Consider the following 12,519-nt stretch of genomic DNA (forward strand, 5'->3'; position numbering starts at 1 on the left):
TTTCCGGCGCTGTGTCCCCTGCGTTACACCGGATAGGCGGCGACGGGCATCACCACGCTGCCTTTGCAGACACCCTCCAGGATCTCGGTGCGCCAAGTCCCGTACATGGAGCCGTCGAGGGTGGGCGCGTAGAAGACCAGCGACCGGGCGGCGGCGTATTCGCGGGGTACGTCATCGCCCCGGTAGCACTCCCACTGCCAGTTGTAGTTGAAGATCCACTGCCTGCCGTCCCACGTGTAGCGCGTCGGCTGGGGGATCGTCGGGTTGGTGGGCACAGGCCCGTCGGATGCGGTGGCCACGCACTGCCCGGCGCACGACGTACTGAAGGTGTACTGGGCGCTGAAGTCCGGTTCCCGTTGCTGGGTGGCGACGCTGGTGCCGAGCTTCTGGGACGCGAACGTCACCACCGTATAACGGCCGCTCCAGTCCGCCGGCGCCGCCGTGGCTGTCGCCTGACCGCAAACACACGCGGCCGCAACGAGAGTCGCGGAGGCAAGTGCGTTGCGGGCCCGTCGGGCAGACATGGTTCCTCGCTCGGTTTCAAGGGTGGCAAGAGCAACGTAATTGCCCTATCCGTCAAGGTGCCTGACCGACACATCATTTTTGGGCAGCGTTCGGGAACAGTTGGATCACGGCTTGGTATCGGACCGTGTTTCAGGGGTTGACGCCGAAAAATGTTCGTGCGGAACGGACCTCGAAGGCACTAAGTCTTCGCAGCCGTCAGGACCAGGCCGACGGCAGCCTCGATCACCGCGTCGTCGGGCAGTGTGCCGAACATCAGGGTCGGGCAGGCGACCACACCGGTGAGCATGGACACCGCCGCCTCGAGCTCGGCGCCGTCGAGCACCTCGGAGAGCATCTGCCGCAACGGACGTTGGCCGTCGGCGTTGATCCGGTCGCGGACTCGCGCCATCTCGTCGACGGACGCCCACTGGGCCATGACCGACAGGATGTGATCGAGTCGCAGGTCGAGGACCGCCTGCCGGAACACGCGCAGTTCACCGGCCAGATCGGCGCGGAGGTCCCCGGTGCGGTCCAGGTGGGGCATCTCGCCGAGTGCGTCGAGCGCCAACATGATCAGGTCGAGGCGCGCCGGCCAGTGTGTGTACAGGGTCGTCTTCGAGTAGCCGGCGATCTCGGCGACGTGCGCATGCGACAAGGCTTCGCAGCCTTCGTCGATGAGCACTGAGAGAGCGGCGCGGCTGATATCGGCCCGAGTGCGCGCGACGCGGGCATCTTGGGTCTGGCTTTCTGACGACGCGCCGTCGGCCGGTGTCACCGTCACCTCCCTGCCGCGTCGCGCTACCAGTCCGCAAAAGTTACCTAATGGACATTTTGTTCATTAGTGGTAGACAAAGTCAGGAATGAACGTTTGGATCAGTACTGTACCGCTGGTTCATTGATCGCAAGAGGCATTCCTCGCCATCGAGCTCGCAGCGTGGATTCCAGACCCGGGGTCGCGCACCTACCGGAAGGTTTCCCATGCCCGCACTTCTGTTCGGCTCCATCAGCACCCTCGCCGACACCTCCGAATTGCAGCGCCGCGCCTTCAACGAGGCGTTCGAGGCACACGGACTCGACTGGAACTGGTCACGAGACGACTACGTGGCCATGCTCGGCAGCAACGGAGGCAAGGACCGCGTCGCCGCGTTCGCCCGCGACCGCGGCCAAGAGGTCGACGCCGAGTCCGTCCACGCGACCAAATCGTCGATCTTCCAAGAACTTCTGTCCTCGTCCGCGGTGTCCGCACGCCCGGGCGTCGTGGAGACGATCCAGCGCGCCAAGCAGGACGGACTGCAGGTGGGCTTCGTGACGACGACATCAGCGGACAACATTCGCGCGCTGCTGACGGCGCTCGCCCCGCAGATCAGCGAAGAGTCATTCGACATCGTCATCGACGGCTCCGCCGTCAGCGCAGGCAAACCCGATCCCGAGGTCTATCGCCACGCGCTCGCGCAGCTCGGAGTGGACGCCTCTGACGCCGTCGCCGTCGAGGACAACGTCGGCGGTGTTCGCGCCGCCAAGGACGCCGGGGTCGCCTGCATCGCCTTCCCGAACCAGAACACCGCCGATGCCGACTTCAGCGCGGCGGAGACGACCGTGGATGCCCTCGACGCCGATGAAGCCGTCGCCCTGATCCGGCCCTGACCACCGCCGAAACACTCTCCAGGAGAACGAGATGAGCACCATGAGCGCCCGAGTGAACGTGTCGGACAGCGCGTTTCATGTCGTGGGCTACGAGAAGATCGAGTACGACCTGCACTACGTGAACGGCATCTTCGACGCCGATCAACCCGCACTTGCCGAGTGCTACCTGCCCTACGGCCGCGTGTTGATGGTCATCGACGAGTCGGTCTACGCGATCTATCAGGAGAAGATCGACGCCTACTTCCGGCATCACGGGATCGCACTCACGGTGATCCCGATCCAGATCAGAGAGACCGCGAAATCGCTGGAGACCTTCGAGCAGATCGTCGGCGAGTTCGATGCCTACGGGCTGGTGCGCACCGAGCCCGTCCTGGTCGTCGGCGGCGGGCTGACCACCGACGTGGCCGGTTTCGCGTGCGCCAGCTATCGGCGTAACACGCCCTACATCCGGATCCCCACCACGCTCATCGGCCTCATCGACGCCAGCGTTTCCATCAAGGTGGCCGTCAACCACGGCAAGCACAAGAATCGCCTCGGCGCCTACCACGCGTCGCAGAAGGTCTTTCTCGACTTCTCCTTCCTGCGAACGCTTCCCGAGGACCAGGTCCGCAACGGCATGGCCGAGCTGATCAAGATCGCAGTGGTGGGCAACCGCGAGATCTTCGATCTCCTGGAGGCGTACGGGCCGGACCTGCTCCGTACGCGATTCGGCTACCTCGACGGCACTGAACAGTTGCGCCGCGCCGGTGACCGTCTGACCTTCCAGGCCATCGCCACCATGCTCGACCTCGAGGCGCCCAACCTGCACGAGATCGACCTCGACCGGGTGATCGCCTTCGGGCACACCTGGAGTCCGACCCTCGAACTGACTCCGGACCGGCCGTTCTTCCACGGCCATGCGATCAACATCGACATGGCACTGTCGACGACGCTGGCCGAACTGCGAGGCCACATTTCGACCGCGGACCGTGACCGGGTGCTCGGAGTCATGAGTGCGCTGGGGCTCGCACTCGACAGTGACTACATGACACCCGATCTGCTGACTGCTGCGACCGAGTCGATCCTCAAGACGCGCGACGGACTGTTGCGAGCCGCGGTGCCGGACCCGATCGGAACGTGCCGATTCCTCAACGACGTCACGGCAGACGAATTGGCCGAGACGCTGACCCTGCACAAAAAGCTGTGCCTGGAATTCGACCGCTCCGGCGCGGGAGTGGACATGTTCGCCCCGGTCGACTCGGAGGACGACCGGTGAGCGTCCCGGTGTCCGCTCCGATGGCAGTCCCGGTCTCTGGCGCACGGCCTGTCACACCGACGACGATCCTGGCCGCCGAACTCGGTGCTCTGGTCGACGAACTCGGCAGCATCGCCGGTGGCGTCCCCGCCGATTTCGCCGACCGGTTGCGTCGCGCGCGCGACCTGGCCGGCGGGCTTGATCCGTACGTCGGACAGTGCACCACCGCCGAATCCGCAGACCTGGCCCGCCTCGCGCGGCGGACCTCGGAGACCGATTGGGCCAACCGCGCCGCCCCCGACGGAGCGGTGTTTCTTGAGCAGGAGATGCTCTCGGGCCACGTCGAGGGGCAGGCGCTGAAGTTCCTGATCCGGCTCAGTAGGGCGCAACGCGTCCTGGAGATCGGGATGTTCACCGGGTACTCGGCATTGGCGATGGCAGAGGCGCTGCCCGAGCACGGATCTCTGCTGGCCTGCGAGGTCGACGCGCAGGCCGCCCGATTCGCCCAGGATGCCTTCGCGTCCTCCGCGGCGGGCGCGCGCATCACGGTGGCCGTCGGGCCGGCGATGGAGACGTTGCGAACGCTGTCGCAGTCGTTCGACGGTTCCCCGTTCGACTTCGTCTTCATCGACGCCGACAAAGCCGGATACCTCGACTACGTCAACTTCCTCCTCGACGGCCCGTTGCTGACCCCGACGGCGGTGATCGTCGTCGACAACACGCTGATGCAGGGGCAGCCGTACACAGGGCATCCGCGCTCGACCAACGGTGAGGCCATCACCGCTTTCAACCAGGCCATCGCGGATGACCCGCGCGTGGAACAGGTGCTCATCCCACTGCGTGACGGGGTGACGCTGATCCGTCGGATCTCGAAATGACCAGCGTCGCCGCCGAATTCCGTGGCGACGTCGCGGAAGCGACCGTTGGGTCGGCCAACGTCGCGCGCACGGTGCTCACCCTGGCCGGCCTGTGCCTCACACTGCCCCTCGACGCCGTGGTGGTGGGTGTGGCGCTGGCGCGTGGCGGAGCGGGGTCGCGGCGGCAACTCCCCGACGGTGCCGCGAGAACGGTGCTGATCACCGGCGGCAAGATGACCAAGGCTCTGCAGCTGGCCAGATCGTTCCATACTGCCGGGCACCGTGTCGTGCTGGTGGAATCGGCCAAGTACCGCTTCACCGGCCACCGCTTCTCCCGGGCCGTCGACACGTTCTACACCGTCCCCGAACACACCGACTCCGGGTACATTCGCGCGCTCTGCGACATCGTGCGCCGTGAAGGTGTCGATGTCTTCGTGCCGGTCTCGAGCCCGGCATCCAGTGTTCGCGAAGCCGAGGTGGGCGATGTGCTCCGCGACTTCTGCGACGTGCTCCATGCGGACGCCGACACGGTGCGACTCCTGGACGACAAGGTCGAATTCAGTTCCCTGGCACTATCGTTGGGGCTGAGGGTGCCGGACGCGCATCGGATCACCGACGCTCGACAGATCGAGGACTTCGAGTTCCCACCCGGCCGTGAATACATCCTCAAGCGCATCGCCTACAACCCCGTCGGCCGCATGGACCTCACCCGGTTGTCCGCCGAGCATCCCGACAGGAACATCGAATTCGCCCGCTCGCTGGCGATCTCCGACGACGATCCCTGGATATTGCAGGAGTTCGTGGCAGGGCAGGAGTTCTGCACGCACAGCACGGTTCGCGACGGTGCGGTTCAGGTGTATGGATGCTGCGAGTCCTCGGCGTTCCAGGTCAACTACGCACACGTGGACAAGCCCGAGATCCAGTCCTGGGTGAACACTTTCGTGGCCGGACTGGGCCTCACCGGCCAGGTGTCCTTCGATTTCATCGAGGACGCGGACGGAGACGCCTACGCGATCGAGTGCAATCCGCGCACGCACTCGGCGATCACGATGTTCTACGACGACGGTCGGGTGGCGCCTGCCTACCTTGAGGCGGGGCATCCACGTATCGTGCCTGATGCGGACGCGCGCGCGACGTACTGGATCTACCATGAAGTCTGGCGCCTTCTCACCCAGAAGGACCGCCGAAAGCGATTGCGTACCATACTCTCCGGCAAGGACGCCATCTTCGACCGCAATGACCCGCTGCCCTACCTGCTGGTGCACCACCTGCAGATCCCGTCACTGCTGATGCACAACCTCCGTCGCAGGCGAGGCTGGAGCCGTATCGACTTCAACATCGGCAAGCTCGTGGAGACCGGTGGTGACTGACGCCGCGCCGATCCGCACGGTTCTCTACCTCGTGGGCTCTCCGGTCGACGAGTTCTTCGCGGAGCTGTCCAGGCTGTATGCGCAGGCCAGCATCACAGCGCTGAGCGATTTGCTGCACCTGCGCATACTCGTGGCCTATGTCGCCCCCGGCGGAGCGTGGTCGTTCCCCGTGGACCTGTCGCCGTCGTCGCTGGCGAAGGCAGCTCCAATGTCGTTGTCGCAGGCGATCTCTGAGATCGAACGGTGGTCACCGGACGTCATGGTGCCGCAGATGTTCTGCGTCCCGGGGATGACCGCCTACCGGTCGTTGTTCGACGTTCTCGGCATCCCGTATCTGGGCAGTGCCGGTGACGTGATGGCCGTCGGCGCGAACAAGGCCAGGGCCAGGGCAGTGGTGGAGGCCGCAGGCGTCAGAGTGCCGACGGGCCGGGTGGTGCACGACCGCACACGCACCGGCCTGACGTATCCCGTGGTCGTCAAGCCGGTGTCATCGGACAACTCGGTCGGGGTCACGCTGGTGACGCGCGACGACCAGTACGATCGCGCCGTCGACGACGCGCTGAGCCACGGCGGCGCGGCGTTGGTCGAAAATTTCATTCCGCTGGGCCGAGAAGTGCGGTGCGGCATCGTCGTTCGCCGCGGAGACCTGGTCTGCCTGCCGCTGGAGGAGTACGACGTCGATGCGGCCACCAAGCCGATCCGGACGCGGGAGGACAAACTCGACCGCACCGAGGGCGGTGAGCTCTACCTCGTCGCGAAGTCTGCGGGCCGGTCGTGGACTGTGCCGGTCAACGACCCTGTGACGCAACCGGTGTGGGCGGCGGCGCGCGCATGTCACCTGGCACTCGGATGTGCCGACTACAGCCTGTTCGACTTCCGGATCGATGCGTCGGGCCGGCCCTGGTTTCTGGAAGCCAGCCTGTACTGCTCGTTCGCGCCGAGCAGCGTCATCGCCACGATGGCCGAGGCGGCGGGAATCACCTTGCCGCAGTTGTTCGACGACTCGCTGGCTGAACGGTTGGGAAAGGCGGTCGCATGCGCGCCACACCGTTGACGCCGTTGGGTGCTGACGTCACCGGGATGCGCGTCGACGCTCTGGACGCGGCACAGGTGGACTGGATGAGACGGGTGCTGGCCGACCACGGGGTCGCGATTCTGCGGGACCAGCACATCGACGACGATGCGCTGCTGCGGTTCCTGCGAAGCTTCGGCGAAATCCAGTTCACCTCCGGCGAGACGCCGGTACCCACACACCCCGATCTGAACGTGGTGAGCAATGTCGGGCGCACCCGTCCGCCGCGGTCGACCTTCCACGTCGATACCAGCTACGTACGCACGCCACCCGCGTACACGGCGTTGCGCTCCGTCGCCATTCCGGAGGAGGGCGGACACACCCTGTTCAGCGACCAGTACCGCGCCCACGACACGCTGCCCGACAGTCTTCGAGAAGGTCTCGCCGGACGCGTCATCACCCACGCCGCGACCGGCGTCACCCTCGCCGACGGGGACGAACACTCCGCCGAACATCCGGTGCTGAGCACGCATCCCGTCAACGGTCGGCCCTCGCTCTATCTTTCGGCGCTCGAACGCTGCGTATCCATCAGTGGCATGCACCCGCGAGACTCCGAGCAGACTCTGGGCTACCTGTTCGCATTCTCGACACGCGCCGACAACGTCCTACGCCATCGGTGGGCTCCCGGAGACGTCGTCGTGTGGGACAACCGATGTGTGATGCATCGCGCCGATCATTCCGGTGTGCTCGGTGACCGCGTCCTGCATCGGGGGATGGTCAGCGACGCCGCGAGCTAGTCGCTCCGGAGCACCATCAACGTCCACGCGGCCATCGACTGCGCGTCGGTGATGACGCCCTCGCGCATCATCTTCTCGACCTCCGCTCGGGTGAACCAGGCGCTACGCATGTCCTGCTCCTCGTGCTCGCGGTCGTGCGGCCCCTCGGTGAGCTCCGTGGCCAGAAAAACACGCCCCCGCTGGCTGCTGATCCCCGGCGCGACGTCGATCAGACCGATCTCGGTCATGGCCGCGGCGATCAGCCCCGTCTCCTCGCGCAACTCTCGGGCGGCCAGTTCGGCGACGTCGACCTCGGCCAGATCCGGGGCGGTGCCCTGCGGGAACTCCCAGCGCCGCAGCCCGAGGGGGTAGCGAAATTGTTCGACCAGGTGGAAACGGTCGCCGTCGCGGGGGATGACCAACGCGAACGTGGGCCTGTCGACCACACCGTAGATCCCGGTGCTGCCATCGCCCCTGCGGATGTCGTCCTCGCGGACCGTCATCCAGGGATTTCGGTATACCTCCCGCGAACCGACCGCCTTGATGTAATCCACTCCCACAGTATGGCCGTGCGTAGGGGGTAGCCTCACATTCTGTGTTGCTGGCGTCGTTGAACCCCGCGGCCGTGGCGGCGGGGGCAGACCTCGACGATGCGGTGCGCATCGACGGGGTGTCGTTGAGTCGAAGTGATCTCGTCGGGGCGGCGACCTCGGTCGCCGAACGGGTCGGAGGCGCCGCCCGCGTCGCTGTCCTGGCCAAACCCACCGCCACGACGGTGCTCGCCGTCGCCGGCTGCCTGATCGCCGGCGTGCCGGTCGTTCCGGTGCCCGCCGACGTCGGAATCGCCGAACGGCGCCACATCCTCACCGACTCGGGTGCGCAGGCGTGGCTCGGCGAGTTGCCCGACGACACCGGCGGGCTGGCTCACATCCCGGTCCGGCTGCATGCGCGGTCGTGGCACCGCTACATGGAGCCGCCGCCGGACGCGACCGCGATGATCATCTACACCTCCGGCACGACGGGCCTGCCCAAGGGTGTGGTGGTGAGCCGACGCGCGATCGCCGCCGACATCGACATGCTGGCGCAGGCCTGGCAGTGGACGGCCGCCGACACCCTGGTGCACGGACTCCCGATGTATCACATCCACGGTCTCGTCCTCGGGTTGCTCGGATCGCTGCGCATCGGAAATCGCTTCGTGCACACCGGGAAACCGAAGCCGGAGCTCTACGCGCAGGCGGTCAGCGAGTACGGCGGGACGCTGTTGTTCGCGGTGCCGACGGTGTGGTCGAGGATTGTCGAGGACGGTGACGCGGCGCGCGCGCTCGCTCCGGCGCGCCTGCTGGTGTCCGGGAGCGCGGCGCTTCCGGTGCCGGTGTTCGACGGGCTGTCCGCGCTCACCGGGCATCAGCCGATCGAGCGGTACGGCAGCACCGAGACGCTGATCACGTTGAGCACGTTGGCTTCGGGGGAGCGCAGGCCGGGCTGGGTCGGGTTGCCGCTCAACGGAGTTCAGACGCGACTGGTCACTGAGGACGGCACGCCGGTGCCGCACGACGGCGAGTCGATCGGCCAGCTGCATGTGCAGAGCCCGACGCTTTTCGACGGCTACCTCAACCGTGCCGACGCGACCGCGGAGGTACTCGGCGAGGACGGTTGGTACCGCACCGGCGACGTCGCCGTCATCGAGGGTGACGGGATGCACCGCATCGTCGGTCGTGAGTCGGTCGACCTGATCAAGAGCGGCGGATTCCGCATCGGGGCCGGTGAGATCGAGACGGTGCTGCTGGACCATCCCGGCGTGCGCGAGGTTGCCGTGATCGGCGCGCCGGACGAGGATCTGGGTCAGCGCATCGTCGCGTTCGTGGTCGGCGACGCCAAGCCTGACGAGTTGATCGACTATGTCGCGCAGCAACTCTCGGTCCACAAGCGGCCACGGGAGGTCCGCATCGTCGACAGCCTGCCCCGTAACGCGATGGGCAAGGTGCTGAAGAAGGAACTGGCGCAATGGGTCTGAGGTTCAGCGAGGTCTGCGTCGACGCCGCCGACACCCATGCGCTCGCATCGTGGTGGTCGACAGTGCTGGGCTGGCCCGCCGAGGACACCGACGACGGGGATGTCGCGTTGCGTGCGCCCGATGGCGCAGGGCCGGACTGGCTTTTCCTGGCGGTGCCGGAGGGCAAGGCGGTCAAGAACCGTCTTCACTTCGACTTCACCCCTGACGATCAACAGGCTGAAGTCGACCGCGTGCTCGGCCTCGGCGCTCGCAGGGTGGACATCGGCCAGGGCGAGCAGAGTTGGGTGGTGCTCGCCGACCCCGAAGGCAACGAATTCTGCATTCTGGCGGCCGAGGGGTGACACGGCGGCCCGCACCGCGAGCGCGCGTGTCTGCACGTCGGCGCGCCGCAGTTTCTGGCATTTCGTGCGCGCTCGGTGTCGCCTTGCTGTCAGCTTGCGGCCACGCACCCGAGGTGATGCTCGTCCAGACCAGCATCACCGTCCCGCCCGCGCCGATCCCGCCGGCACCGCCGTCCGACACGCTGTCGATCGGGTCGGCCGCCGTCGACACCACCGGCGGCTCATTGCCAGACGGCGCCATGCTCTCGCCCTTCGAATCGGCCAATCCCATTCTGTCGCAGCTCGATCCGGCTTTGCTCGCAGCCGTGCAGGACGCCGCCCGGGCTGCCGAAGCGGCCGGTGTCCCGTTCATGGTCACCTCGGGCTGGCGCTCAAAAGGCTTTCAGCAGAGGCTTTTCGACAACGGCGTCATCACCTACGGCAGCGTCGGCAAGGCTGCGGAGTTCGTCGCCACGCCTGAGGTGTCCAAACACGTCATGGGTCAGGCGATCGACATCGGCCCGCCCGAAGCGGACTACTGGCTGATCGCCAACGGCCGCCAGTTCGGGCTCTGCCAGATCTACGCCAACGAGATCTGGCATTTCGAGTTGGCCGTCGACGCGCAGGGTAACTGTCCGCCGCTGAAACCCAACGCTGCGGGGTAGCGCTCGTCGGCGCCGAGCGCGCGCGAACTGCCAGAAATAGCGGCGCGTCGGCGTGCAGACACGCACGCTCGCGGGAACGTCAGTTGGCGTGCAGGGCCTCGTTCAGCGTGACGCCCGTGCCGTCGCGCTTGACCACCTCGACCGCGCCGGTCACCGAATTGCGCCGGAACAGAAGGTTGTTCGCGCCCGAGAGCTCGCCCGCCTTCACGACCTGCCCGTCGGAGGTGCTCACCTTGGTCCCCGCGGTGACGTACAGCCCGGCCTCGACGACGCAGTCGTCACCGAGCGAGATGCCCAACCCGGCGTTGGCGCCCAGCAGGCAGCCCTTGCCGACCGAGATCACCTGCTTGCCGCCACCCGACAGCGTGCCCATGATCGACGCGCCGCCACCGATGTCGGAGCCGTCGCCGACGACGACACCCGCCGAGATGCGGCCCTCGACCATCGACGTGCCCAACGTGCCCGCATTGAAGTTGACGAAGCCCTCGTGCATCACCGTGGTGCCGGCCGCCAGATGCGCGCCCAGCCGGACGCGGTCTGCGTCGGCGATCCGCACCCCCGACGGCAGCACGTAGTCGACCATCCGCGGGAACTTGTCGACGCCGTACACGGTGACCGACCCGCGTCGGCGCAGCCGCGCGCGCACGGTCTCGAAGCCGTCGACCGCGCACGGGCCGTGGTTGGTCCAGACGACATTGGTCAGCACACCGAACAGGCCGTCGGCGTTGAGCCCGTGCGGTGCCACCAGACGGTGTGAGAGCAGGTGCAGCCGCAGATACGCGTCGTAGGCGTCGACGGCCTTGTCTTCCAGCGACGCGATGACCGTGCGGACGATGACGACATCGACGTCACGATCGTCGTCCCGGCCTTCGAGTGCCGCGAGCTCTTCGGGAACCTCGGCGACCGACAGCCGCACCGTTCCGGTCTCGCCGTCACCTGCGAGTTCGGGCGCGGGGAACCAGGTGTCGAGTACCGAACCGTCCGCCGCGATCGTCGCCACACCAATTCCAGAAGCTCCAGTCACGGTGCTCAAGGCTACCGGTGCGCCTAGCATCGTTGGACGCGTCCCCACCAGCGAGGAGGCAAGCGCACGACCGCCGGAACTCACGCCGTCACCCTGCGACAGCTGCGGTACTTCGCCGTTCTCGGCGAGGAGCTCAACTACCGCCGCGCGGCCGAGAAGCTGTTCATCACGCAGCCGGCGCTGTCCACCGCGATCAAGCAACTCGAGCACCAGTTCGGTGTCGTGCTGTTCCATCGCAACACCCGCGAGGTCGCGCTGACCGACCTCGGAGCCGCGTGGCTGCCGCAGGTGCACCAGGCGATCTCTGGCGTCGACGCCGTCGTGGACAACCTGATCATGCTGTCGGGCACCCGCCGGGGCGTCCTTCGTGTGGGCTACCTCATCGGCACCGGTGCGGACCTGTTGTTCCGGCTCGTCCGCCATTTCGGCGCGGCGTATCCCGACGTCACGGTCGAGCCGATCGAGTTCGACTTCTCCGACCCGACGGCGGGTCTGGCCGACGGCGCCACCGAGGTCGCCATCATCCGGCCGCCGGTCGACCTGCCCGACCACCGCATGCTGATCCTCGACTCGGAATCGTGGGTGGCGTGTCTGCCCCGCGATCACCGGCTCGCGGAGCGCAGCGAAGTGCAGATCGCCGAACTTCTCGACGACCCCATCGTGTGTGCCCCGCTGACGGCGGGCACCTGGCGCGACTACTGGCTCGCGATGGACGTCCGCGGCAACCGGCCGCCGACGATCGCCGCGGTGGCGGCGACGTACGAGGCCGAGACGACGGCGATCGCCCGCGGGCTGGGGATCAGTTTCACGACGTCGTCGGTGGCTCGGTTCTACGACCGGCCGGGCATCGTCTATGTGCCGATCAGCGATCGACCGCTCAGTCATACGGCGCTGGCGTGGAACCCGGCCGACCTCACCCCGCAGGCGGATGCGCTGGTCAGGCACGTGCAGTCGCAGTGGAGTTTCGGCGACTCCGATAACCCGGACCACCACTGATAAGCGCAGGTTATGAGCAGATCAAAACATGAAACTTCCGGTGTCCCTCGGATGACGGTTTCCTGTCTCCAGGTGTTCTTCCCACTCGTTTGACCTGGAGTGA

At 66.7% G+C, this 12,519-nt stretch carries 14 protein-coding genes; 10 read left to right on the forward strand and 4 right to left on the reverse strand.

The window, feature by feature from the left end; translation table 11 throughout:
* Positions 1-23: 23 nt before the first annotated feature.
* The gene (locus P9A17_RS16375; protein WP_278039678.1) at positions 24-524 is read right to left on the reverse strand and encodes a hypothetical protein; all 501 of its coding nucleotides are present in this window, start codon (positions 522-524) and stop codon (positions 24-26) included.
* A gap of 179 nt (positions 525-703) precedes the next feature.
* On the reverse strand, positions 704-1,279 hold the full coding sequence (locus P9A17_RS16380) for a TetR/AcrR family transcriptional regulator (protein WP_278039679.1): 576 nt from the start codon (positions 1,277-1,279) through the stop codon (positions 704-706).
* A gap of 203 nt (positions 1,280-1,482) precedes the next feature.
* On the opposite strand from P9A17_RS16380, the gene P9A17_RS16385 reads away from it, so the two are divergent.
* From P9A17_RS16385 to P9A17_RS16410, 6 genes are read left to right on the forward strand one after another with little or no spacing between them, the layout of a single operon-like run.
* Positions 1,483-2,148 (forward strand): HAD-IA family hydrolase, encoded by a 666-nt coding sequence (locus tag P9A17_RS16385; RefSeq protein ID WP_278039680.1) that lies wholly within the window; start codon positions 1,483-1,485, stop codon positions 2,146-2,148.
* Between the two features lie 31 nt (positions 2,149-2,179).
* Positions 2,180-3,403 (forward strand): sedoheptulose 7-phosphate cyclase, encoded by a 1,224-nt coding sequence (locus P9A17_RS16390; protein WP_278039681.1) that lies wholly within the window; start codon positions 2,180-2,182, stop codon positions 3,401-3,403.
* Complete coding sequence (locus P9A17_RS16395) at positions 3,400-4,260, forward strand: class I SAM-dependent methyltransferase (RefSeq protein WP_278039682.1); 861 nt, start codon at positions 3,400-3,402, stop codon at positions 4,258-4,260. Before P9A17_RS16390 ends, P9A17_RS16395 begins: the two co-directional genes overlap by 4 nt.
* The gene (locus P9A17_RS16400) at positions 4,257-5,609 is read left to right on the forward strand and encodes an ATP-grasp enzyme (RefSeq protein ID WP_278039683.1); all 1,353 of its coding nucleotides are present in this window, start codon (positions 4,257-4,259) and stop codon (positions 5,607-5,609) included. The genes P9A17_RS16395 and P9A17_RS16400 overlap by 4 nt, the downstream gene beginning before the upstream one ends.
* The gene (locus P9A17_RS16405) at positions 5,602-6,663 is read left to right on the forward strand and encodes a D-alanine--D-alanine ligase (protein WP_278039684.1); all 1,062 of its coding nucleotides are present in this window, start codon (positions 5,602-5,604) and stop codon (positions 6,661-6,663) included. Before P9A17_RS16400 ends, P9A17_RS16405 begins: the two co-directional genes overlap by 8 nt.
* Positions 6,645-7,418, forward strand: coding sequence for a TauD/TfdA family dioxygenase (locus P9A17_RS16410; protein ID WP_278039685.1), 774 nt, complete (start codon positions 6,645-6,647; stop codon positions 7,416-7,418). Before P9A17_RS16405 ends, P9A17_RS16410 begins: the two co-directional genes overlap by 19 nt.
* Here P9A17_RS16410 and P9A17_RS16415 read toward each other — a convergent pair.
* On the reverse strand, positions 7,415-7,951 hold the full coding sequence (locus P9A17_RS16415; protein WP_278039686.1) for an NUDIX hydrolase: 537 nt from the start codon (positions 7,949-7,951) through the stop codon (positions 7,415-7,417). The two genes, P9A17_RS16410 and P9A17_RS16415, sit on opposite strands and share 4 nt — an antisense overlap.
* A gap of 41 nt (positions 7,952-7,992) precedes the next feature.
* On the opposite strand from P9A17_RS16415, the gene P9A17_RS16420 reads away from it, so the two are divergent.
* The 3 genes from P9A17_RS16420 to P9A17_RS16430 all read left to right on the forward strand — a co-directional run bounded on the left by P9A17_RS16420 (position 7,993) and on the right by P9A17_RS16430 (position 10,396).
* Positions 7,993-9,411, forward strand: a complete 1,419-nt coding sequence (locus P9A17_RS16420) for an acyl-CoA synthetase (protein WP_278039687.1) — start codon at positions 7,993-7,995, stop codon at positions 9,409-9,411.
* A complete protein-coding gene (locus P9A17_RS16425; RefSeq protein WP_278039688.1) occupies positions 9,402-9,752 on the forward strand; it encodes a VOC family protein in 351 nt (116 codons plus the stop codon). The genes P9A17_RS16420 and P9A17_RS16425 overlap by 10 nt, the downstream gene beginning before the upstream one ends.
* A 116-nt stretch (positions 9,753-9,868) precedes the next feature.
* Complete coding sequence (locus tag P9A17_RS16430; RefSeq protein ID WP_278039884.1) at positions 9,869-10,396, forward strand: M15 family metallopeptidase; 528 nt, start codon at positions 9,869-9,871, stop codon at positions 10,394-10,396.
* Positions 10,397-10,475: 79 nt separating this feature from the next.
* On the opposite strand, the gene dapD is transcribed toward P9A17_RS16430, so the two are convergent.
* A complete protein-coding gene (dapD, locus tag P9A17_RS16435) occupies positions 10,476-11,429 on the reverse strand; it encodes a 2,3,4,5-tetrahydropyridine-2,6-dicarboxylate N-succinyltransferase (RefSeq protein WP_278039885.1) in 954 nt (317 codons plus the stop codon).
* Between the two features lie 93 nt (positions 11,430-11,522).
* Between dapD and P9A17_RS16440 the strand changes: the two genes are divergently transcribed.
* Positions 11,523-12,416 carry a LysR family transcriptional regulator gene (locus P9A17_RS16440; protein ID WP_278039886.1) on the forward strand — a complete coding sequence of 298 codons (894 nt, stop codon included), beginning with the start codon at positions 11,523-11,525 and terminating at the stop codon, positions 12,414-12,416.
* Positions 12,417-12,519 lie beyond the last annotated feature (103 nt).

The sequence above is a fragment of the Mycobacterium sp. 236(2023) genome (assembly GCF_029623955.1).
Taxonomy (GTDB): domain Bacteria; phylum Actinomycetota; class Actinomycetes; order Mycobacteriales; family Mycobacteriaceae; genus Mycobacterium.